Annotated in this window: 20 protein-coding genes; 15 read left to right on the top strand and 5 right to left on the bottom strand. The window is 71.6% G+C overall.

What is annotated here, in order from left to right:
• Nucleotides 1-79: 79 nt before the first annotated feature.
• On the bottom strand, nucleotides 80-1,978 hold the full coding sequence (phoA, locus tag ABC304_RS16155; RefSeq protein ID WP_412932290.1) for an alkaline phosphatase: 1,899 nt from the start codon (nucleotides 1,976-1,978) through the stop codon (nucleotides 80-82).
• A gap of 211 nt (nucleotides 1,979-2,189) precedes the next feature.
• Complete coding sequence (locus tag ABC304_RS16150) at nucleotides 2,190-2,645, bottom strand: SRPBCC family protein (protein ID WP_412932287.1); 456 nt, start codon at nucleotides 2,643-2,645, stop codon at nucleotides 2,190-2,192.
• Between the two features lie 228 nt (nucleotides 2,646-2,873).
• Here ABC304_RS16150 and ABC304_RS16145 point away from each other — a divergent pair, with 228 nt between their 5' ends.
• Complete coding sequence (locus ABC304_RS16145) at nucleotides 2,874-3,008, top strand: hypothetical protein (RefSeq protein ID WP_412932285.1); 135 nt, start codon at nucleotides 2,874-2,876, stop codon at nucleotides 3,006-3,008.
• 29 nt (nucleotides 3,009-3,037) lie between these two features.
• Here ABC304_RS16145 and ABC304_RS16140 read toward each other — a convergent pair whose 3' ends face one another.
• A complete protein-coding gene (locus tag ABC304_RS16140) occupies nucleotides 3,038-3,250 on the bottom strand; it encodes a hypothetical protein (RefSeq protein ID WP_412932282.1) in 213 nt (70 codons plus the stop codon).
• A 205-nt stretch (nucleotides 3,251-3,455) separates the two neighbouring features.
• Here ABC304_RS16140 and ABC304_RS16135 point away from each other — a divergent pair, with 205 nt between their 5' ends.
• The 10 genes from ABC304_RS16135 to prfA all read left to right on the top strand — a co-directional run bounded on the left by ABC304_RS16135 (nucleotide 3,456) and on the right by prfA (nucleotide 16,628).
• Entirely contained in the window at nucleotides 3,456-4,535 is a 1,080-nt protein-coding gene (locus ABC304_RS16135; RefSeq protein ID WP_412932279.1) for a DNA polymerase IV, read from the top strand.
• A 101-nt stretch (nucleotides 4,536-4,636) separates the two neighbouring features.
• Entirely contained in the window at nucleotides 4,637-5,479 is an 843-nt protein-coding gene (locus ABC304_RS16130) for a transglutaminase-like domain-containing protein (RefSeq protein ID WP_412932278.1), read from the top strand.
• A 64-nt stretch (nucleotides 5,480-5,543) separates the two neighbouring features.
• A complete protein-coding gene (gene argS, locus ABC304_RS16125; RefSeq protein WP_412932276.1) occupies nucleotides 5,544-7,211 on the top strand; it encodes an arginine--tRNA ligase in 1,668 nt (555 codons plus the stop codon).
• Nucleotides 7,212-7,253: 42 nt separating this feature from the next.
• On the top strand, nucleotides 7,254-8,084 hold the full coding sequence (locus ABC304_RS16120) for an LmeA family phospholipid-binding protein (RefSeq protein ID WP_412932274.1): 831 nt from the start codon (nucleotides 7,254-7,256) through the stop codon (nucleotides 8,082-8,084).
• A gap of 144 nt (nucleotides 8,085-8,228) precedes the next feature.
• Nucleotides 8,229-9,668, top strand: coding sequence for a diaminopimelate decarboxylase (gene lysA, locus ABC304_RS16115; RefSeq protein WP_412932271.1), 1,440 nt, complete (start codon nucleotides 8,229-8,231; stop codon nucleotides 9,666-9,668).
• Nucleotides 9,665-10,990 (top strand): homoserine dehydrogenase, encoded by a 1,326-nt coding sequence (locus ABC304_RS16110; RefSeq protein WP_412932269.1) that lies wholly within the window; start codon nucleotides 9,665-9,667, stop codon nucleotides 10,988-10,990. The genes lysA and ABC304_RS16110 overlap by 4 nt, the downstream gene beginning before the upstream one ends.
• Nucleotide 10,991: 1 nt before the next feature.
• Nucleotides 10,992-12,086, top strand: coding sequence for a threonine synthase (thrC, locus tag ABC304_RS16105; RefSeq protein ID WP_412932267.1), 1,095 nt, complete (start codon nucleotides 10,992-10,994; stop codon nucleotides 12,084-12,086).
• Nucleotides 12,083-13,036 (top strand): homoserine kinase, encoded by a 954-nt coding sequence (gene thrB / locus ABC304_RS16100; protein WP_412932264.1) that lies wholly within the window; start codon nucleotides 12,083-12,085, stop codon nucleotides 13,034-13,036. Before thrC ends, thrB begins: the two co-directional genes overlap by 4 nt.
• A gap of 178 nt (nucleotides 13,037-13,214) precedes the next feature.
• The gene (gene rho / locus ABC304_RS16095) at nucleotides 13,215-15,527 is read left to right on the top strand and encodes a transcription termination factor Rho (protein WP_412932262.1); all 2,313 of its coding nucleotides are present in this window, start codon (nucleotides 13,215-13,217) and stop codon (nucleotides 15,525-15,527) included.
• 21 nt (nucleotides 15,528-15,548) lie between these two features.
• Nucleotides 15,549-16,628, top strand: a complete 1,080-nt coding sequence (gene prfA, locus ABC304_RS16090; protein ID WP_412932260.1) for a peptide chain release factor 1 — start codon at nucleotides 15,549-15,551, stop codon at nucleotides 16,626-16,628.
• 112 nt (nucleotides 16,629-16,740) lie between these two features.
• Here the strand turns inward: prfA and epsC are convergent, their stop codons facing one another.
• Together epsC and cysK are read right to left on the bottom strand one after the other, a co-directional pair.
• Nucleotides 16,741-17,334 (bottom strand): serine O-acetyltransferase EpsC, encoded by a 594-nt coding sequence (gene epsC / locus ABC304_RS16085; RefSeq protein ID WP_412932258.1) that lies wholly within the window; start codon nucleotides 17,332-17,334, stop codon nucleotides 16,741-16,743.
• A complete protein-coding gene (cysK, locus tag ABC304_RS16080) occupies nucleotides 17,334-18,272 on the bottom strand; it encodes a cysteine synthase A (RefSeq protein ID WP_412932256.1) in 939 nt (312 codons plus the stop codon). Before cysK ends, epsC begins: the two co-directional genes overlap by 1 nt.
• Before the next feature lie 107 nt (nucleotides 18,273-18,379).
• Between cysK and prmC the strand changes: the two genes are divergently transcribed.
• Genes prmC through ABC304_RS16060 form a run of 4 tightly spaced genes read left to right on the top strand, consistent with a single transcriptional unit; the run spans nucleotide 18,380 to nucleotide 21,669 of the window.
• Nucleotides 18,380-19,273 carry a peptide chain release factor N(5)-glutamine methyltransferase gene (prmC, locus tag ABC304_RS16075; RefSeq protein ID WP_412932253.1) on the top strand — a complete coding sequence of 298 codons (894 nt, stop codon included), beginning with the start codon at nucleotides 18,380-18,382 and terminating at the stop codon, nucleotides 19,271-19,273.
• A 43-nt stretch (nucleotides 19,274-19,316) separates the two neighbouring features.
• Nucleotides 19,317-20,036: an L-threonylcarbamoyladenylate synthase gene (locus ABC304_RS16070; RefSeq protein WP_412932250.1), complete on the top strand. Its 720-nt coding sequence runs from the start codon at nucleotides 19,317-19,319 to the stop codon at nucleotides 20,034-20,036.
• The gene (locus ABC304_RS16065) at nucleotides 20,033-21,175 is read left to right on the top strand and encodes an MraY family glycosyltransferase (RefSeq protein WP_412932247.1); all 1,143 of its coding nucleotides are present in this window, start codon (nucleotides 20,033-20,035) and stop codon (nucleotides 21,173-21,175) included. Before ABC304_RS16070 ends, ABC304_RS16065 begins: the two co-directional genes overlap by 4 nt.
• Nucleotides 21,172-21,669, top strand: coding sequence for a Cg1360 family ATP-synthase-associated protein (locus ABC304_RS16060; protein WP_412932244.1), 498 nt, complete (start codon nucleotides 21,172-21,174; stop codon nucleotides 21,667-21,669). Before ABC304_RS16065 ends, ABC304_RS16060 begins: the two co-directional genes overlap by 4 nt.
• Nucleotides 21,670-21,798: the final 129 nt, after the last annotated feature.

The raw sequence follows: 21,798 nt of genomic DNA, 5'->3' as shown, positions 1-21,798 counted from the left end.
ATCCTCTCTCACGCCCGGCACCCGCGGGCACGCGGAAGGCGGTGCGCGCCGTCACCGGCACGCACCGCCTTCCGGGGATTCAATTGTGCGACAGGGCGGGGCCGCGACGGTGGCGACGGATCACCAGGTAGGCGCCGCCGGCCACGAGGGCCAGAGCGATGCCGCCCAGTGCGAACGGCACGGACGTGCCGGTGGTGGCCAGGCTGCCGGTGCTGCTGCCCGAGCCGGTGCCCGCGGCGGCTGCCGGCGGAGTGGCGCTCGCGGTGGGCGCCGGGTCGACCGGCGCCGCGGCCGAGACGGTGACGTCGGCGGTGAGCACCACACCGGTCTGCACACCGGTCAGCGTGACGGTCTGCGTACCCGGCTCGGCGGGAGCGGTGACCTGGAACGAGGCGGTGCCCCGCAGCACGTCCTGCTGTCCGAGGTCATCGGCTCCCCGCACCTGCCAGTCGGCGTTCAGCCCGGACGCGGTGACCGTGTAGGTCGCACCGGGCAGCACCTCGGCCGGCGCGGCGAGGGTGGCGGCCGCGCTGAGGGAGGCGAGGTCCTGGTTCAGGCCCAGCGTGTTCGCCGAGGTGAAGAACAGGTCGGTCTGGTCGCTGAGGCCGGCGACGTTCGCCGCGCCCGGTCCGTAGCCGGCGATGCGCACCTGGGCGCCCGTGTGCTGCTGCGAGCCACCCGCGGCCGACGTGCCGTAGGCGACGATCATCGGCTGGCCTTCGGCGGTGAGCAGGTGGGTGTTCAGTCCGGGGATGGCGGAGCCGACGATCTGGCTCGTGTGCGCGTGATCGGCCGTGACGACGACGAGCGTGTCGCCGTCGGTCTTGGCGAAGTCGAGCGCGACCTGGACGGCCTCGTCGAGGTCGACCGTCTCGCCGATCTGACCACAGGCGTTGGCCGCGTGGTCCTGCTTGTCGATGCTCGCGCCCTCGACCTGGAGGAAGAAGCCCTTCTCGTTGTCGAGCAGGTCGATCGCCTTGTCGGTCAGCGCGGCCAGGGAGACGCCGGTGTCGAGCCGCTCCGGGTTCTCGGTGCACGCGACGGGAGCCGGAAGGTCGCCGCCGTTGGTGAGATCGGTCGCCTCGGGTCCGACCCAGCGGGTCGGGAAGTTGTTCGGTGCGAACAGGCCGAGCACCGGCTGGTCGGCGTCGGCCGTGGTGACGGCCGCTAGTCCTGCCGCGTCATCGACGAGCTGGTAGCCGCGCGCGTCCGCCTGCTCGAAGAGCGTCCTGCCGGCCCACGGGCCGGCGACGGCGGTCTCCCCGAAGGTCTCGGCGCCGCCGCCGAGGGTCACATCGGGGCGCACGTTGAGGAGCTGCTCGCTGATCGAGCCGAGGCCGCCGGCCTCGACCGACTCGGCCGGGCAGTTCGCCGTGGTGTCGACGGGTCCGAAGCAGCCGCGCTTGGAGATGTGGGCGACCTCGGCGCCGGGCGTGGCGTCCTGGATCTCGGCCGTCGAGACGTTGCCGGTCTTGAGACCGTTCGCCTTCGCGATCTCGAGCAGCGTGGCCTGCGGCACGCCCAGCTCGCCCGAGTAGTCGACGCTGAGGCGCCCGTTGATCGTCTTCGTGCCCGTCGACCAGGCGGAGGCCGTGGATGCCGACTCCGACGCGTAGTTGGGCTTCCCCGCCGCATCGACGGCCCAGTGCACGTACGAGCCGGTGATCGGGAGGGCGTCGATTCCCGCGAAGGTGCCGCCGGCGCCCTCGGCGTAGTTGCGCGCGACGGTGATCTCGGAGTCGCCCATGCCGTCGCCGATGAGGAGGATGACGTTCTTGGCGGGGCCGCCCTTGATCGAGTCGCTCAGCATCCGGGTCATGTCGGCGTCGTGGCGGGCGGCGCCGCCGTGCTCGGTCGCGTCGTCGGGGCTGGCCGCCGACGCCGGGAGGGCGGCGAGGCCGACAAGGCCGACGAGCGCGGCCGAGGTGGCGGTGAGGGCCAGGGCGGCGCGCACGCGCCGCATGGTCCGGTTGTTCATGGGGAGTCCTGTCGCTGGGGGAAGCCGTGGGGACGGCTGCAGAGGGCTTCCCCAGGTAACAGGCATCAGGTCGACGGCAGCGCGCCGAAAGGGTGACTGGGAGGTGACGCGACGGTGGCCATCCGGTGGCCGCGGCATCCGATCGTCCTCACGACCACCGGCAACGACGAAGCGCCCGGCACGCGAGGTGCCGGGCGCTTCGTGAGGAGGATCAGGCCTCGACGTCTCCGCGCCAGGCGCCGGTCGCCGTGCCCTTCTTCTCGATGAACTCCTTGAAGTTCTCGAGGTCCTTCTTGACGGCGTGCTGGCCGACGCCGACGACCGACCCGAGCGTCTCGAGGAAGCCCTCGGGCTTCCAGTCGAGCTGAACGGTCACGCGGCTGGTGGTGTCGCTGAGCTTGTGGAACGTGACGACGCCCGCGTGGTCGGTGTCGCCGCCGGTGGAGTTCCAGGCGACGCGCTCGTCGGGGTGCTGCTCGGTGATCTCGGCGTCGAACTCGCGCACCTGACCGGCAATCTTCACGACCCAGTGGGTCTGCGTGTCGCTCGTCTGGGTGATCGACTCGACCTCGTCGAGGAAGTGCGGAAAGGACTCGAACTGGGTCCACTGGTTGTACGCCGTCGTGACCGGCACGTCGACGTCGATGGTCTCGATGATCTGCGTCATGGCTTCTCCTTGGATCGGTGAGTTCCACTCAACAACGCGCGACGCCTCGATGACCGGGCCTTGCCAGAGGCGCGGCGGTGTGCTGTCATTCGCCGCCTCGGACACGGGGCGAACTTCGTATGCGCATGCATACGTTCCCGCGATCGTCAAGGGCCGATCGGCGCGCGTCGCCTCGGGTTGAATGAAGCCGCGGCCGCACACTGCGGCACAGGAGCAGCAGGAGACGACATGCGGGACGACATCACGGCGGCGGCGATCCGGTCACTGCTGGATGCGTGCGCGCAGCTGGTGCGTCGTCAGCCGCGACGGCGTTCGACCTGGGTCCCGGCGTTCGACGCCGGTCGGGCGCGCGCGTCGGCCTGACCTCAGAGCGCCGCCGTCAGAGCCGTCGGTCAGGCCTGACGCAGCTCCTCGTGCGAGGCCTCCATGGCCGTCGACTTCAGTTGCATGATCGCCACGGCCTCGTGCAGGGCGCCGACCGACGTCTCGACCTCGTCGTACTGGTGGACGAACCCGTTGGCATCGCGCGCCGTGATCGTCACGAGGGCGTACCCGTGGCGCGCAACCCGTCCGCTGCTGCGATTCGATCGCCTGCGCTCACCCATCGGATCCCCTTCCCCCTGACGACGGGCATCGTCTCGAGACGTCCCGTCGGACTCAGGATGCCGCACCGCGCCGCCGGGGACCGGTTGCGACGTGCCGCGGCGCGCGGTCCGTCGCGAGGTGTGTCGCGGGATGGAGCGCGCTGACGGCGTGTCGCGTGACCGAGCGGGGGTGGAGGGCGTCGGAGGCTGCGGGCAGACTGACCCCATGAGCGACGCGACGCGCCCGTGGGTGCTGCATGTCGACCTCGACCAGTTCATCGCCGCCGTCGAGGTGCAGCGGCGACCCGAGCTCGCCGGCCGGCCCCTGATCGTGGGCGGACGAGGAGAGCCCGGGGAGCGTGCCGTGGTGTCCACGGCGTCCTACGAGGCGCGCGCGTTCGGCGTCGGATCGGGGATGCCGCTGCGGCTCGCCGCCCGGAAGGTGCCGGACGCCGTCATCCTCCCCGTCGACCGCGAGGCCTACGAGGCGGCCTCCGACGAGGTGATGGCGACGCTGCGCGCGCACCCCGGAGCGGTCGTGCAGGTGCTGGGCTGGGACGAGGCGTTCGTGGGGCTGACCGTTGCCGACCCCGAGGCGTCGGCCCGGGCGCTGCAGGCCGAGGTGTTCGAGCGCACGCGTCTGCACTGCTCGGTCGGCATCGGCGACACGCTCGTGCGGGCGAAGGTCGCCACCGGCTTCGGGAAGCCGGCCGGCGTGTTCCGGCTCACGGCCGACACGTGGCTCGGCGTCATGGGCGCGCGGCCGACGATCGATCTGTGGGGCGTCGGCAAGAAGGTGTCGGCGCGGCTCGCGGGTCTCGGCGTGGAGACGGTGGCGCAATTGGCGGAGGCCGACGACGCCGCTCTGGTGGCCGAGTTCGGCCCGAAGATGGGGCCGTGGTACCGCCTGCTCGGCCAGGGCGGAGGCACGGCGGTCGTCGACGACACGCCCTGGGTCGCCCGGGGGCATTCGCGCGAGACGACCTACCCGGTCGACCTCGCCGAGCGCGCCGAGGTCCTCGCCGCCGTCGATGACCTCTTCGACGCCGTGTGGGCGGACGTGACCGCCGAGGGGCGGCCCGTCGTCGGACTGACGCTGAAGGTGCGCTACGCGCCCTTCACCACGAAGGTCTTCACGAAGAAGATCCCGGTCACCTCCGATCGAGCGGAGGTGGCCGCGCGCGTGCGCGAACTCGTCGATCGGATGGAGCCGGAGCGGCCCGTGCGGCTGCTCGGCGTGCGTGCCGAGATGACCATGCCGGAGGACGCGCGGGAGGGTCACACGCCCACCCGCGGAGGCTGGTGACATCCCTGCGACGACCGGCGGAGTGAGGGGCCCGGGGCGCGTCGCGGCACGGTGCCGGGATCGCGGTCCGGGGGCGGCTCGCGGCGTGCGAGGATACTCCGGTGCAACGCGTCGTGACCGCTGAACTGGACCTCGAGCTGGGCGCGTCGGTCGACCTCATCTTCTCGATCGCGACGGCCCAGCCCGTGCCGCTGTCGCGCGAGATCCTGACCTTCACGCAGGGCGATCGCGAGTACACCCCGACCGAGATCGTCGACCAGTCCGGCAGCCGCCTCCACCGCCTCACCGGGGAGGCCGGCCGCCTCGAGGTGCGCTACGAGGCGGTGGTCGACGGGCCTGCTGCCAGCATCCGCACGAGCGATCTCGAAGCCATCACCTATCTGCGTCCCAGCCGCTACTGCCAGTCCGACGAGGTGTTCTCGCAGGCCCGCCGGCAGTTCCGCGGCCTCGGCGGTCACGAGCTCATCGCCGCGGTCTCGGACTTCGTGTCCGCGAGCGTCACCTACACGCCGGGGCTCAGCATGGGCACCGACAGCGCGGTGACCACCCTCATGACCGGGCAAGGCGTCTGCCGCGACTACGCGCACGTCGTGATCGCCCTGCTGCGGGCCATGGACATGCCCGCCCGTTACGCCGCGTGCTACGCGCCGGGCCTGCGTCCGATGGACTTCCACGCCGTCGCCGAGGCGTACCACGACGGCGCCTGGTACGTGCTCGATGCGACCCGCCTGGCCGACCGCCGGAGCCTCGTGCGCATCGCCACGGGACGGGATGCCGCCGACTGCGCCTTCCTCAGCTATCACGGTGGTCACGTCGCGATGCCGCACATGCGCGTCGACGCGTGGACCGTGCCCGACGACGCCGACGACCCCGCGCGCGACTCCGAAGCCGAGGCCGACGAGACCGTCGCCGACGACTTCACGTCGCTGGTGCAGATCGCCTGACCTGCCGGTGGCCCTGGCGCCCGTTCAGGGGAGCCGGAGGCGGCCGAACTAGACTGGACCGGTTATGGACCCCGAAGCCCTCTCCGCCGCCCTGCTCGCCGTCGTGACGCCGCTGGCCGAGGCTCGACGCCAGGGTTCCAGCGCCGGGCTCACCGCCGCCGACCTGGTCCTGGACCGCCCGAAGAACCGTGACCACGGAGACTGGGCGTCCAATGCCGCGCTGAAGCTCGCCAAGAACGTGGGCGCCAACCCGCGCGAGTTCGCCGCCGAGATCGCGGCCGGCCTCGCGCAGGTCGACGGCATCGCCTCCGTCGACGTCGCCGGACCCGGCTTCATCAACATCACACTGGATGCCGCGGCCGCCGGCGCGCTCGCGAAGACCATCGTCGAGGCGGGCGCGGCGTTCGGATCCAACGAGTCGCAGCGCGGCAACACGATCAACCTCGAGTTCGTCTCGGCGAACCCCACCGGCCCGCTCCACATCGGCCACACCCGCTGGGCCGCTCTCGGCGACTCGATCGGCCGCCTGCTCCAGGCCAGCGGCGCCACCGTCGCGCGCGAGTTCTACATCAACGACGCCGGCGTGCAGATGGAGCGCTTCGGACGCTCGGTGCTCGCCGCGGCCAAGGGCGAGCCCACCCCCGAGGGCGGCTACGCCGGCGGCTACATCGACGAGCTCGGCCGGCGGGTGCTCGTCGAGCGTCCCGACCTCCTCGACCTCCCCGATGAGGAGCAGGTCGCGGCGGCGCGCGACGCGGCATACGCCCTGCAGCTCGGCGAGCTCCAGGCATCCCTCGCCGCCTTCAACGTCGACTTCGACGTGTGGTTCTCCGAGCGGGTGCTGCACGCGAAGGGCGACAACGGCGGACCGAGCCTCGTCGACGAGGCCGTCGACCGTCTCGTCGCTCAGGGGCACGTGTTCGAGGACGAGGGCGCGGTGTGGGTGCGCACCACCGACTTCGGCGACGACAAGGATCGGGTCATCCGCCGCTCCAACGGGGAGTACACCTACTTCGCCGCCGACGCCGCGTACTACCTGAACAAGGGCGACCGCGGCTTCGCGCACAAGATCTATCTGCTCGGAGCCGATCACCACGGCTACGTGCACCGGCTGAAGGCGCTCGCGGGCGCCGCGGGCGACGACCCCGACGCCGACATCGAGGTGCTCATCGGGCAGCTGGTGTCGGTCAACGGCGCGCGGCTGAGCAAGCGTGCCGGCAACATCATCGAGATGGACGACCTGCGGGAGTGGCTCGGCACCGACGCGCTGCGGTACTCGCTGGGCCGGTACCCCGCCGACTCGCCCCTCACGCTCGATCCCGAGCTCCTGCGCAAGCGCACGAACGACAACCCGGTCTTCTACGTGCAGTACGCGCACGCCCGCACCCACAACGTGGGACGCAACGCCGCGGCATCCGGGGTCGACCGCTCGGAGTTCGCGCCCGAGCTGCTGACCCATGAGACGGAGTCGGCGCTGCTCGGCGCGCTGCAGGAGTTCCCGCGCATCGTGGCCTTCGCCGCGGAGGTGCGCGAGCCGCACCGCGTCGCGCGCTACCTCGAGGAGCTCGCCGGTCTGTATCACCGCTGGTACGACAGCTGCCGCGTGATCCCGCTCGGAGACGCTCCCGTCGAGGCCGTGCACCGCACGCGCCTCTGGCTGAACGACGCCACCGGACAGGTGCTGCGAAACGGACTCGACCTGCTCGGCGTGAGCGCGCCCGAGCGCATGTGACACTCCGGGGACGGCTGTGCTGAGCGAACGGATCGAGACCTGATGAGTGACGCGCAGCAGACGCAGCCTCTCCCGGATCCGCGCGCGCAGTGGGTGCTGTCCTCGTCGGGCGCGCCCCGACCGCGCCGCCGCGCCTGGCCGTGGCTCGTCGGACTGCTGCTCGTGGCCGCGCTCGCGGTCGGCGCCTGGTTCGTGGGTGAGTGGATCGCGCGCGACATCGTCACCAAGACGATCCGCCAGGGCGCGATCACCCAGCTCTCGCTTCCCGCCGACCAGCAGATCGACGTCGACATCGCGGGCGCCGTGCTGCCGCAGCTGATCTCGGGCACGCTCGACGATGTGACCGTGGCCTCCGATGACGTCGCCTTCGGCGCGCTGTCCGGCGACGTCGTCGTCCACGCGCAGGGCGTGCCCGTGCGAGGGGATGCTGCGGCCCGCAGCGCCTCGGCGACCATCCAGCTCGACACGCCTGAGCTGCAGGCGCTGCTCGAGCAGATCCCCGACTTCCCGGCGGCGACCGTCGGTCTCGTCGAGCCGAACGTGACCGCGTCGACCGAGCTGAACCTGTTCGGCGCGGCGATACCAATCGGCATCTCGCTGACGCCGGGAGTCGCCGACGGCGACATCACCCTGTCCCCGGTCTCGCTCGAGGTGGCGGGTGCGCAGCTGACGGCGAGCGACCTCACCGAGCGCTTCGGAGACCTCGCCGGCGTCGTCGTGCGCGACTACGACGTGTGCATCCGCCAGTACGTCCCGGCGGGGGTCACGCTCACCGGCATCCGGGTCTCGGGCGATCGGGTGATCGCCGACCTCGACATCGACGGCGCGATCGTCACCGACCCTGCGCTCCAGGCGAACGGCACCTGCGCCTGAGCCCGAGGCGGGCGGGCCGTCTGCCGGGTCCGCGGGCGCGGTTGCCCTAGACTTCACGGGTGCCCGGCGCGTGATCCGACCGGCCGTGGCGCACCGCCCGTGATCCGGGCGCCCGTGCTTCCGACACCACCGATTGGCTCACCCGTGTCCGCCCCGACCTCCCCGCACCCGGCGCCCGCACGGCTCGTCCGCCCGGACGACGTCAACGCCCTCACGGCGAACGTCTGGCCGTCATCCGCCGAACGGGACGAGCGCGGCATCCTCACGCTCGCCGGGATCGCCGCCGACCAGCTGGTGGAGCGCTTCGGGACGCCGCTGTACGTGCTGGACGAGGACGAGGTGCGCGCGCACGCGCGTCGCACCCTGGCCGCGTTCGCCGACGCGACCGCGGCGCACGGGTCGCGGGCGCGCATCTACTACGCGGGCAAGGCGTTCCTGTCGACCGACGTGGTGCGCTGGGTGATGGACGAGGGCCTCGCGGTCGACGTCTGCAGCGGCGGCGAACTGGCGGTGGCGCTCGCCGCCGGCGCCGATCCCGCACGACTGGGCTATCACGGCAACAACAAGTCCGTCCGCGATCTCGAGCGCGCCGTCGAGGTGGGCGTGGGCTCGATCGTCCTCGACAGCTGGATCGAGCTCGATCGCCTCGCCGCCGTCGCACGGCGACTCGGCCGGGAGCAGCCGGTGCTCGTGCGGGTCAACAGCGGCGTGCACGCCGAGACGCACGACTTCCTGGCGACGGCCCACGAAGACCAGAAGTTCGGCTTCCCGCTGACGGATGCAGCGTCCGTCGTCGCCCGTATCCGCGAGACGCCCGGCCTAGCGTTCGTGGGGCTGCACTGCCACATCGGGTCTCAGATCTTCGGCACCGCGGGCTTCGAGGAGTCCGCGTCGCGGCTCGTCGCGGTGCACGCGGACCTGCTCGAGGGCGGTGAGGTGCCCGTCCTCAACCTCGGCGGCGGCTTCGGCATCGCCTATACCTCCACCGACGACCCGACGCCCATCGAGAAGCTCGCGGCGGGGATCGTCGACGCCGTCGCCCGCGAATGCGCGAGCCGCGGCATCCCGGTTCCGGATCTCGCCTTCGAGCCGGGGCGCTCCATCGTCGGGCAGGCCGGCGTCACGCTCTACGAGGTCGGCACGATCAAAACCGTCCGCGTGTCCGACGACCTCGAGCGGCTCTACGTGAGCGTCGACGGCGGCATGAGCGACAACGCCCGGCCCGCCCTCTACGGCGCGCAGTACTCGGCGCGCGTCGCCTCCCGCGTCAGCACCGCTCCGCCGGCACTGTCCCGGGTCGTCGGACTGCACTGCGAGTCGGGCGACATCGTCGTCGACGCGGAGTACCTGCCCGCCGATGTGGCGCCCGGCGATCTGCTGGCCGTCCCCGCGACCGGCGCGTACTGCGCGGCCCTGTCGAGCAACTACAACTTCGTCCCGAGACCGCCCGTCGTGGCGGTCGGGCAGGGGCGCGCCCGCGTGATCGTGCGCGGGGAGACGATCGACGACCTGCTGGCGCGCGATGCCGGCGTGGACCCGTCGAGCACGGAGGAGAACCACATGAACGAGCGGAACGACACGTGAGCGACTATCGCCGACTGCGGGTGGCGCTGCTGGGTGCCGGCGCCGTGGGTTCGCAGGTCGCCGCGCTGCTGCTGAAGCACGGCGACGAGCTCGCCGACCGGGCGGGCGCATCGCTCGAGCTCGTCGGCATCGCCGTGCGCGACCTCGACGCTCCCCGGGACGCCGACCTCCCGCGCGACCTGTTCACGACGGATGCCGAAGAGCTCATCCTCGGCGCCGACATCGTCATCGAGCTGATGGGCGGCATCGAGCCCGCCCGCACGTACCTGATGCAGGCGATCAACTCCGGTGCCGACGTGGTGACCGCCAACAAGGCGCTCCTGGCCACCTACGGCTCGGAGATCTTCGAGGCGGCCGACCAGGTCGGAGCGCAGGTCTACTACGAGGCCGCCGCCGCCGGCGCGATCCCGATCATCCGGCCGCTGCGCGACTCGCTCGCGGGTGACCGCGTGCAGCGGATCATGGGCATCGTCAACGGCACGACGAACTACATCCTCGACCGCATGGACACCGAGGGCGCCGACCTCGTCGACGTGCTCTCCGAGGCGCAGGCGCTCGGCTACGCCGAGGCCGACCCGTCGGCCGACGTCGACGGCTACGACGCCGCGCAGAAGGCCGCCATCCTCGCGAGCCTCGCGTTCCACACGACCGTCCCCCTGTCGGCGGTGCACCGCGAGGGCATCATGGGCCTGGACAAGGCGATGATCGACGCCGCCCGGCACGCCGGCTACGCGATCAAGCTCCTCGCCGTGTGCGAGCGCCTCGCCGCCGAGGACGAGGGCGAGGAGGGCGAGTCGATCTCCGTGCGCGTCTACCCCGCGCTCGTGCCGCGCTCCCACCCGCTCGCGAGCGTCCACGGCGCCAACAACGCGGTCTTCGTGCAGGCCGAGGCCGCCGGTTCGCTCATGTTCTACGGCGCCGGCGCCGGCGGCGTGCAGACCGCGTCCGCGGTTCTGGGCGACGTCGTCTCCGCCGCCCGCCGCCACATCGCCGGCGGTGTGGGCGTGGGGGAGTCGACGCGTGCGAACCTGCCCGTCGTGCCGATCGGCCGCGTCACCACGCGCTACCAGATCACGCTCGAGGTCGACGACCAGCCCGGCGTGCTGGCGACCGTCGCGGGCACCCTCAGCGAGGGACGCGTGTCCATCGCCACGGTCGAGCAGACCGTCATCAGCGAGTCCGCAGACGGACCGGGCGTCGCCCGGCTCGTCATCGGAACCCACAAGGCCCGGGAGCAGGACCTCAGCGAGACCGTTGCGCGGCTGGCCGCCAGCGGCGTCGTCGAGCGCGTCGCGTCCGTCCTGCGAGTAGAAGGAGACTGACATGGCACACCTCTGGCGCGGAGTCCTCCGCGAGTACGCCGACCGGCTCGGCGTCACCGACGACTCGACGGTGGTGACGCTCGGCGAGGGCGGCACGCCGCTCCTGCCCGCCCCCGCGCTGTCGCAGCGCACGGGCGCCGACGTGTGGGTGAAATTCGAGGGCATGAACCCGACCGGGTCGTTCAAGGACCGCGGCATGACCGTCGCGCTGTCCCGCGCGGTCGAGCACGGTGCGAAGGCCGTGATCTGCGCCTCCACCGGCAACACCTCGGCGTCGGCAGCCGCCTACGCCGCGCACGCCGGCATCACCGCCGCGGTGCTCGTGCCCGAGGGCAAGATCGCCATGGGCAAGCTCAGCCAGGCCGTCGCGCACAACGGCCGCCTCATCCAGATCCGCGGCAACTTCGACGACTGCCTCGAGATCGCGCGCGAGCTCGCCGACCACTACCCGGTGCACCTCGTCAACTCCGTCAACCCCGACCGGATCGAGGGGCAGAAGACCGCCGCCTACGAGGTCGTCGAGGTGCTCGGCGACGCGCCCGACTTCCACTTCATCCCCGTCGGCAACGCGGGCAACTACACGGCCTACTCCCGCGGCTACCGCGAGGAGGCCGAACGCGGCGTCGCCACCACGGTGCCGCGCATGTTCGGCTTCCAGGCCGAGGGCTCCGCACCGCTCGTCCGCGGCGAGGTCGTGCGCAACCCCGAGACGATCGCCTCCGCCATCCGCATCGGCAACCCCGCGTCGTGGGAGCTCGCCCTCGAGGCGCGCGATGCCACCGACGGCTGGTTCGGCGCCATCGACGACGCGCGCATCCTGGCCGCCCAGAAGCTGCTGTCGTCCGAGGTGGGGATCTTCGTCGAGCCCGCCTCCGCGATCAGCGTCGCCGGCCTCATGGACCGCGCCGAGCAGGGCCTCATCCCGTCCGGCTCGCGCGTCGTCCTGACGGTGACCGGCCACGGGCTGAAGGACCCGCAGTGGGCCCTCCGCAACGCCGACGGCAGCGACGTGACGCCGACCGTCGTGGACGCCGCGACCTCCGAGGTCGCGTCCGTGCTGGAGCTCGTTCCGACCTCCGCGGGAACGCCCACGTGAGCGCAGCCGGCGGCGGGGAGCGCGCCGGGCACCGATCGGTGCACGTGCGGGTCCCCGCCACCAGCGCGAACCTCGGCCCGGGCTTCGACACGCTCGGCCTGGCGCTGAGCGTCTACGACGAGCTCGTCGTGACCGAGCTCGGGCGCGACGGCCTCGAGATCCACGTGACGGGGGAGGGCGCGGCATCCGTTCCCATGGATGCCTCGCACCTCGTCGTGCGGGCCATGGCCCACGCCTTCGCCTCCGTCGGCCGTCCTCTTCCGGGCGTCCGCCTCGAAGCGGTCAACGCCGTGCCCCACGGCCGGGGACTCGGGTCGTCCGGTGCCGCGGTCGTGGCCGGACTGCTCGCCGCGAAAGGACTGCTCGAGCCCGAGGTGGAGCTCGACGCCGACGCGCTCCTGCGGCTCGCGACCGAGCTGGAGGGCCACCCGGACAACGTCGCCCCCGCCCTGTTCGGCGGACTGACGATCGCGTGGGTCGACGAGACCGGTCCGCAGCACAAGAAGCTCCTCGTGCACCGCGGCGTCTCGCCTCTGGTGTTCGTGCCAGAGTTCACGATGTCCACGAGCGTGGCGCGGAGCCTCAACCCCCTGAACGTGCCCCGCGAGGACGCGGTGTTCAACGTCTCGCGCTCGGCGCTGCTCATCGCGGCGCTCACCCAGAGCCCCGAGCTGCTGCTGGCCGCCACCGAGGACAAGCTGCACCAGAACTACCGCGCGCAGGCCATGCCCGAGACCGACCGACTGGTGCGGGCGCTCCGCGCAGGAGGCTTCGCGGCCGTCGTCTCCGGGGCGGGTCCCAGCGTGCTCGTGCTGGCTGACGGCGCCGGCAGACGCCTCGAAGCAGCCGATCTCGCGCACTCCGTCGTCGACACTCCCTGGGACGCCCGCATGCTGGCCGTCGACTTCAAGGGTGGTACAGTGAAGGAGTACACGGAGGGTTCCACGTAACACGTGAATCTGGCCTCCGGCGCAATTCTGCGACAGCACTGCATACCCCTCAGCCACTGACGGGAAGAACGCGGCCCTCGGGCCGCCCCCACCGTCGACGGCAGCACGGGCACGGATCCGTCATGCACGGATCCTGATGCGGTCGTGCACATCCACCCGCTTCACAAAGGGAGAACTCGTGGAGTCCATCTCCGAGATCCATGCTGCTGAGCCTTCGGCCGACGAGCGCGTAGACGCGCCCGCCGCCGAGGAGAACGGCACCGGCGCTTCGAACGCCGACACCACCACCGCTCCGGCGGCCGACGAGACTCCGGTCGACGAGGCTGCGGAGGTCGCGCCCGCTGAGGACGAGACCGCCGAGGTCGCTCCGGATGCTGCGGCCCAGCCCGCCGCGGACGCCCCGGCTGCCGACGCTGCGGCCGGCGACGACACGGCCGCTGCCGATGCTGCGGCTGCCGATGCTGCTCAGCCGGTCGCCGACGCTCCGGTTGAGGACCCGACCCCGGCCGACGTGCCGGTCGAGGCGACCGACGCCGCCGTCGAAGAGAAGCCCGCGAAGGCGCCGCGCAAGCGCGCACCGCGCCGGGCCAAAAGCTCCGACCTGCCGGCCGCTCCGGCCGAGGCCGCACCCGCAGAGGCTGCTGCCGAGACGCCGGCCGCTGCCGCGTCCGACGCCGTTCCGGCTGAGGCCGCAGCATCCGACGCCGCAGCATCCGACGCCTCGTCTGACGCTGCCGCTCCGGCCGAGGTGCCCGACGCCGCCGGCGAGAGCACGTCGTCCGACGAGGCGCCCGCCACGTCCGAGCGTGCCCCGGCCCGTTCGGGTCGCGGAAGCGGTCGCGGCCGCAACGCCCGCGCCGCGCAGGCCCCCGCCGACGAGACCGAGGCCGCCGACGCCGCCCCGGCCGACGACGCGCAGCCGGCCGCCGACGCCGACGAGCAGGCTCAGAACGCCTCGACGCAGGACGCCCCGGCCCAGAACGCGCAGGGCGACGACGACAACGCCGACGCGAACGGCGACGGCGACGCATCCGACTCCGGGTCCAACCGCGGACGCAGCCGGAGCCGCAACCGCAGCCGCAGCCGTGGCGGCAACGCCAACGGCAACGCGCCCCAGAACGGCACTGCACAGCAGGGCAACGCCCCGCAGGCCGCGCAGGGCGGCAACGCCCCGACGCAGGCGCAGACGCAGCAGCAGGCCGACCAGGACGACGCTCCGGCAGGCGGCCGTGGCCGCCAGCAGCAGCGCAACAACAACGCCAAGCGTCGCGGAGCGCCCAACGCCAACGGCGACGAGTTCGAGACCGAGATCACCGAGGATGACGTCCTCATTCCGATCGCGGGCATCCTCGACGTGCTCGACAACTACGCCTTCGTCCGCACCAGCGGCTACCTCCCCGGCACGAGCGACGTCTACGTCTCGCTCGGCCAGGTGAAGAAGTACAACCTGCGCAAGGGCGATGCCGTCGTCGGCGCGATCAAGCAGCCGCGCGAGGGCGAGCAGTCCAGCCGCCAGAAGTACAACGCGCTCGTCAAGGTCGACTCGGTCAACGGCCTCTCGGCCGAAGACGCGGGCGACCGTGTCGAGTTCGGCAAGCTCACGCCGCTCTACCCGCAGGACCGCCTGCGCCTCGAGACGGCGCCCGAGAAGCTGACCCAGCGCATCATCGACCTGGTGGCGCCGATCGGCAAGGGCCAGCGCGGCCTCATCGTGGCGCCCCCGAAGGCTGGCAAGACCATCGTGCTGCAGCAGATCGCCAACGCGATCGCGACGAACAACCCCGAGGTCCACCTCATGGTCGTGCTCGTCGACGAGCGACCCGAAGAGGTCACCGACATGCAGCGCACCGTGAAGGGCGAGGTCATCGCCTCGACCTTCGACCGCCCCGCGGAAGACCACACCACTGTCGCCGAGCTCGCCATCGAGCGCGCGAAGCGCCTCGTGGAGCTCGGTCGCGACGTCGTCGTGCTGCTGGACTCGATCACCCGCCTGGGCCGCGCGTACAACATCTCCGCGCCCACCTCCGGCCGCGTGCTGACCGGTGGCGTCGACGCCTCGGCGCTCTACCCGCCGAAGCGCTTCTTCGGCGCCGCGCGCAACATCGAGAACGGCGGATCGCTCACGATCCTCGCGACCGCGCTCGTGGAGACCGGCTCCAAGATGGACGAGGTCATCTTCGAGGAGTTCAAGGGCACCGGCAACAGCGAGCTGCGCCTGTCGCGCCAGCTGGCCGACAAGCGGATCTTCCCCGCAGTCGACGTCAACGCCTCCAGCACGCGCCGCGAGGAGATGCTGCTGTCGGCCGACGAGGTCAAGATCACGTGGAAGCTGCGTCGCGCCCTCGCCGGACTCGACCCGCAGCAGGCCCTCGAGGTCGTGCTCGGCAAGCTCAAGGAGACCTCGAGCAACGTCGAGTTCCTCGTGCAGATGCAGAAGTCGATCCCGACGCCGACCGGCCACAGCCACGGGCACGAGAACAACATCCGCTGATCCGCGGGGGAGGAGCACACCGTGTTCGACTCCGTGAAGCCGCTCCTCGAGGAGCACAAGGCGATCCAGGAGGAGCTCAGCGATCCCGCCGTGCACGCCGATGCGGCGCGCGCCAAGCGGGTCAATCGCCGGTACGCCGAGCTCAGTCGCATCGTCGCGGCCCACGACGCGTGGGCCGCGGCATCCGATGACCTGGAGGCCGCGCGCGAACTCGCCCGCGAGGACGAGGCGTTCGCCGCGGAGGTGCCCGTCCTCGAGGAGCGCGTCGCCGAGACCCAGGAGAAGCTCCGGCGGCTCCTGATCCCGCGCGATCCCGACGACGCCCGCGACGTCATCATGGAGATCAAGGGCGGCGAGGGCGGCGCCGAGAGCGCGCTGTTCGCAGCAGACCTCCTCCGCATGTACCTCCAATACGCGGCATCCCGCGGCTGGAAGACCGAGCTCCTGGAGCGCACCGAGTCCGATCTCGGCGGCTACAAGGACGTGCAGGTCGCGATCAAGGGCTCCTCCGCCGACCCCGCGCAGGGCGTGTGGGCGCACCTCAAGTACGAGGGCGGCGTGCACCGCGTGCAGCGGGTGCCGGCGACCGAGTCGCAGGGGCGCATCCACACCTCCACGACCGGCGTGCTCGTCTTCCCCGAGGTGGACGAGCCCGATGAGGTCGAGATCAGCCCCAACGACCTCAAGATCGACGTCTTCCGGTCGTCGGGTCCCGGTGGGCAGTCCGTCAACACGACCGACTCCGCCGTGCGCATCACGCACCTGCCGACGGGCATCGTCGTGTCGATGCAGAACGAGAAGTCGCAGCTGCAGAACCGCGAGGCCGGCATGCGCGTTCTCCGTGCCCGCATCCTGGCCCGGCAGCAGGAGGAACTGGATGCCGCGGCATCCGACGCCCGCAAGTCGCAGATCCGCGGCATGGACCGCTCCGAGCGGATCCGCACGTACAACTTCCCTGAGAACCGCATCGCCGATCACCGCACCGGCTACAAGGCGTACAACCTCGACCAGGTGATGGACGGCGCGCTCGGCCCGATCATCGACTCGTGCATCGCCGCCGATGAGGAGGAGCGTCTGGCCGCCCTCGGCCAGGACTCCTGACCCTCACCCGCGCGCCCGCGCCCCTGACCGCGAGACTGCAACCGGTCGGCGAGACAGCGGGTGAACTCCGACGTCTCGCCGCGCAGCTGCAGTCTCGCGGTCGAGGAGGCCGTCAGATGACGTAGTCGGGCGCGGTCAGCAGGGCCCGGGTGTCGAGTCCCTCGCGCCGCGCGCGGGGCTTCGCCGGGATGCCGACGAGGATGCTGCCTTCCGGGGCATCCCGGGTCACCACCGCGTTCGCGCCGATGACCGAGTCCGCGCCGATCGTGATCGGTCCGAGCACCTTCGCACCCGCCCCCACCGCGACGCGGTCGCCGACCGTGGGGTGGCGCTTGCCGCCCTCGCGCTGCCGTCCGCCGAGGGTGACCCCGTGGTACAGCATCACGTCGTCGCCGACCTCGGCCGTCTCGCCGACGACGACGCCCATGCCGTGGTCGATGAAGAACCGGCGGCCGATCACGGCGCCGGGGTGGATCTCCACGCCGGTCAGCGCGCGGGTGATCTGCGACCCGGCGCGCGCCGGGAAGCGGATGCCGCGCACCCACAGCGCGTGCCACACCCGGTGCGCCCACACGGCGTGCAGCCCCGGGTACAGCGCGGCGATCTCGAGACCGCTGCGGGCGGCGGGGTCGCGCAGACGCGCGGCCGCGACGTCCTCGCGCATGCGCGACACGGCGACGCGCACGCCCTCGAGCAGGCGCGGCATCAGTCCTCGCGCAGGTCTTCGTAGAGCGCGGTGGAGAGGTAGCGCTCGCCGAAGGACGGGATGATCACGACGATGTTCTTGCCGGCGGCCTCGGGGCGCTTCGCGACCTCGAGCGCGGCCCAGATCGCGGCGCCGCTCGACATGCCGACGAGGATGCCGTCCTTCGAGGCCGTCTCGCGGGCCAGCCGGATCGCGTCGTCGAACTCGACGTCGATGACCTCGTCGATCACGTCGCGGTCGAGGATCTGCGGCACGAAGTTCGGCCCGATGCCCTGGATCTTGTGCGGGCCGGGGTGACCCTCGGTGAGCATGGGGGAGTCCTTGGGCTCGACCGCGATGACCTTCACGCCGGGAACGCGCTCCTTGAGCACCTGTCCGACGCCGGTGATGGTGCCGCCCGTGCCGATGCCGGCCACGAAGTAGTCGACCTTGCCGTCGGTGTCGCGGAGGATCTCCTCGGCCGTGGTCTTGCGGTGGATCGCGGGGTTCGCCTCGTTCGCGAACTGCTTCGCGAGCACGGCGCCGGGGGTGCGGGCCGCGATCTCCTCGGCCTCGCCGACGGCCTGGGTCATGCCCTTCGTCGGGTCGGTGAGGACCAGTTCGGCGCCGAACGCCTTCAGCAGCAGCCGGCGCTCCTTCGACATCGAGGCGGGCATGGTGAGGATCACCTTGTAGCCGCGGGCCGCTCCCACCATCGCGAGCGCGATGCCGGTGTTGCCGCTGGTGGCCTCGACGATGGTGCCGCCGGGCTTGAGCTCGCCGGAGGCCTCCGCCGCGTCGACGATCGCGATGCCGAGACGGTCCTTGACGCTGGAGGCCGGGTTGTAGAACTCGAGCTTCGCGAGGATCTGCGCGTCCACCCCCTCGGCGACGCGGTTGAGCTTCACCAGCGGAGTGTTGCCGAACGCGGTGGTGATGTCGGAATGGATGCCGGTCATGACAGGCCTTTCGCGGGGCGGGCGGGGCTGCGGTGCGCCCGCTCAGCCTACGGGAGCGCACCCGCGGAGGGTCCTGTGTGACGGGACGCCTAGGCTGGGGGATCGCCATGACCACGCCCCCGAACACCCACACCGACTCGGCCCGCACGCTGTCCGCCGCTCTGCGCGAGGCCGTGCAGGAGCTGGCCGCCGCCGGTGTGCCGGATCCCGACGTCGACGCCGAGCTCCTCGCGGCGCACGTCCTCGGCCTGGGGCGCGGGGGCGTGCAGGCCGCGGCGATCCGCGGCGACCGGCTGGCCGCCGAGCACGACGACGCGCTGCGCGCGCTCGTCCGTCGCCGCGTGACGCGCGAGCCCCTGCAGCACCTGACCGGCACGGCGCCCTTCCGCCACCTCGAGCTGCGCGTCGGACCCGGCGTGTTCGTGCCGCGGCCCGAGACCGAGATGGTCGCGCAGCTCGCCGTCGACGCGCTCGTGGCCGCGGCATCCCCGTCTCCGATCGCGGTCGACCTCGGCACCGGCAGCGGCGCGATCGCCCTCGCCCTCGCGACGGAGGTGCCGCACGCTCGGGTGTTCGCCGCGGAGAACTCCGCCGACGCGCTCCCGTGGACGACGGAGAACTTCGCACGGGTCGGCGCCGACAACGCGCAGCTCGTGGCCGCCGACCTCGAGCACGCGTTCCCCGAGCTCGACGGGACGGTCTCGGTCGTCGTGTCGAACCCTCCCTATGTGCCGGATGCCGCGATCCCGCGCGATCCGGAGGTGCGACTCTTCGATCCCCCCGCCGCGCTGTACGGCGGGCCGGACGGCCTCGACGTCATCCGCGTCCTCAGCCGCGTCGGCCTGCGGCTGGCGCATCCCGGCGGGATGATCGTGCTCGAGCACGGGGAGTGGCAGGGCGAGGAGATCCGGGGCATCCTCTCCGCGGACGGGTGGCGTGCGGCATCCACCCACCCCGACCTCACGATGCGCGACCGCGCCACCACGGCCGTCCGGCCCTGACGCGCACGGCATCGCGGGTTCCCGCCCGTAGAATGGGCGCGCCATGTCCTCTCTCTACGACTGCCGCGACGAGGCGCAACTGCTTCCCGGCATGCGCCACGCCCGTCAGGCGATCGGCAGGGGCGAGCTCGTCGTCCTGCCGACCGACACCGTCTACGGCATCGCCGCCGACGCGTTCAACGCCCGCGCCGTGCAGGGTCTGCTGGAGGCCAAGGGCCGTGGCCGGCAGTCGCCGCCGCCGGTGCTCGTCGCCGGCTCCACCACGCTCCGCGCGCTGGTCGCCGAACTGCCGGAGGCGGTCGAGAGACTCGTCGAGAACTTCTGGCCCGGCGGCCTGACCATCGTGCTGCCGTCGCAGCCCTCGCTCTCGTGGGACCTCGGCGACACGAACGGCACCGTCGCCGTCCGCATGCCCGACAACCGTCTCGCCCTCGAGCTGCTGGAGGACACCGGGCCGCTCGCCGTCTCCAGTGCCAACCTCACCGGCAAGGCGGCCGCGATCATGGCGGCCGACGCGCAGGCCATGCTCGGCGACAGCGTCTCCGTGTATCTCGACGGCGGGCCGTCGCGCACCGGCATCGCCTCGACGATCATCGACGCGACGCGCCTCGTGGGCGGACAGGACGATCCCCGGGTGACCGTCCTGCGCGAGGGCGCCGTCGGACTCCCCGCCCTGCGCTCGGTCCTGGGCGACCTCCTCGAGCCCGACCCCGTTCGCGAGGGCGCGCGCGAGACGACGGTCGCCGAGGACCCGCACGCGTGAAGCAGTACGTCTTCGTCATCATCCTCACGGCAGCGATCACGCTGACGCTCTCGTGGGCGGTGTGGCGGCTGAGTCTGCGTTTCAAGCTGTACCCGGGCATCCGCGAGCGCGACGTCCACAAGACCCCGACGCCCCGGCTGGGCGGCATCGCGATGTTCCTCGGGGTGTGCGCCGCATTCGCGGTGTCGGCCCATCATCCGTTCTTCTCGATCTTCTGGGTCGATCCGAAGGCCGTGCTGTCGATCCTCGCCGCGACGCTCATCATCGTGCTCGTCGGCGTCGCCGACGACCTGTGGGACCTCGACTGGATGATCAAGCTCGGCGCGCAGTTCCTCGCCGCCGGCATCATCGCGTGGTTCGGCGAGCTGCAGATCTACACCCTCCCGATCGGCGGGCTGACGGTCTCGAGCTGGGTGAGCTTCACGCTGACCGTCTTCTCGATCGTGATCGTGATGAACGCCGTCAACTTCATCGACGGCCTCGACGGACTGGTCGCCGGCGTCTGCCTCATCGCCAACGTGATCTTCTTCGCGTACTCCTACATCCTCGTGCGCGACATCGGCGCCAACTCGTTCTTCAACCTGGCGTCGTTCATCGCCGCCGTGCTCATCGGCGCCTGCGTCGGCTTCCTGCCGTTGAACTGGAGCCCCGCCAAGCTCTTCATGGGCGACTCGGGCGCGCTGATGCTCGGCCTGCTCATGGCCTGCTCGGCCATCGCCATCACCGGACAGCTCGAGCCCGCGGTCCTCGACCCCGCCGAGTTCGGTCGCTCCCAGCTGCTGGGTGCGTTCATCCCGATCCTGCTGCCCATCGTCGTGGTGCTCCTGCCGCTGCTCGACTTCGGCCTCGCGGTCATCCGTCGCATGAGCGCCGGCAAGTCGCCCTTCTCCCCGGATCGCAAGCATCTTCACCACCGGATGCTGGACATGGGCCACTCGGACCGTGACGCGGTCCTCATCTTCTACGCGTGGACGGCCGTCGTCGGTCTCGCCGTCCTGCTGATGTACATCGGCACGCAGGAGGATTGGCCCGGCGAGTACCTCATCGGCGTCGCCTTCGGTGTCGTCGGCGTGGCCGCCTGCCTCGCCGTCACCCTGCTGCCCTCCCACCGCACCCCCTCCCAGGAGTCCCTCCCATGAGCCCCAGTCCCGTCACGAGCACGCCGATCCTCCGCACCGCTCTGGTGTGGTCCGTGATCGTCGCCGCCGTCCTCGCCGTCGTCTTCGGCGTGGTGGGCTTCCTCGTCGGGGGAGGGGAGGGCCTCGGGAGCGGCCTGCTGGGCGTCGTGCTCTCGGCGGTCTTCCTGGCCATCACCGCAGGCAGCATCCTCGTCGCCAACCGCTGGTTCGGGGACGCGCTGTACGTGCCGATCTTCTTCGGGATCGTGCTCGGGGGCTGGATCCTCAAGCTCGTCGTCTTCGTCGTCGCGCTCCTGCTGCTGCGTGGCCAGCCCTGGATCGATCCGATGATCTTCTTCATCGCGGTCGTGACTTCGGTGATCGCGTCGCTGGTCGTCGACGTCGTCGTGCTCCTGCGCATGCGCGTCCCCACCGTGAGCGACGGCCGACTGCCGACGGCCGTCGTCGACGATGAGGCCCCTGTCTCTCGACGTGGAGACACCGACGCCGTCTGAGCGCACATCCCGCCCGCCCGAGTTTGGTAGGGTGGACACTGCGCCCGCCTCCTCAGCTGTGTTCTTGCTGAGATTCTGTGGAGTGACTCACCGACCATCGTCGCACCGGCCTGAGCCTGTGCCCCTGAG

The organism is Microbacterium jepli (assembly GCF_047237905.1).
Taxonomy (GTDB): domain Bacteria; phylum Actinomycetota; class Actinomycetes; order Actinomycetales; family Microbacteriaceae; genus Microbacterium.
The sequence above is the reverse complement of the archived record's forward strand: the minus strand, read 5'-3'. Positions and strand labels throughout refer to the sequence as shown.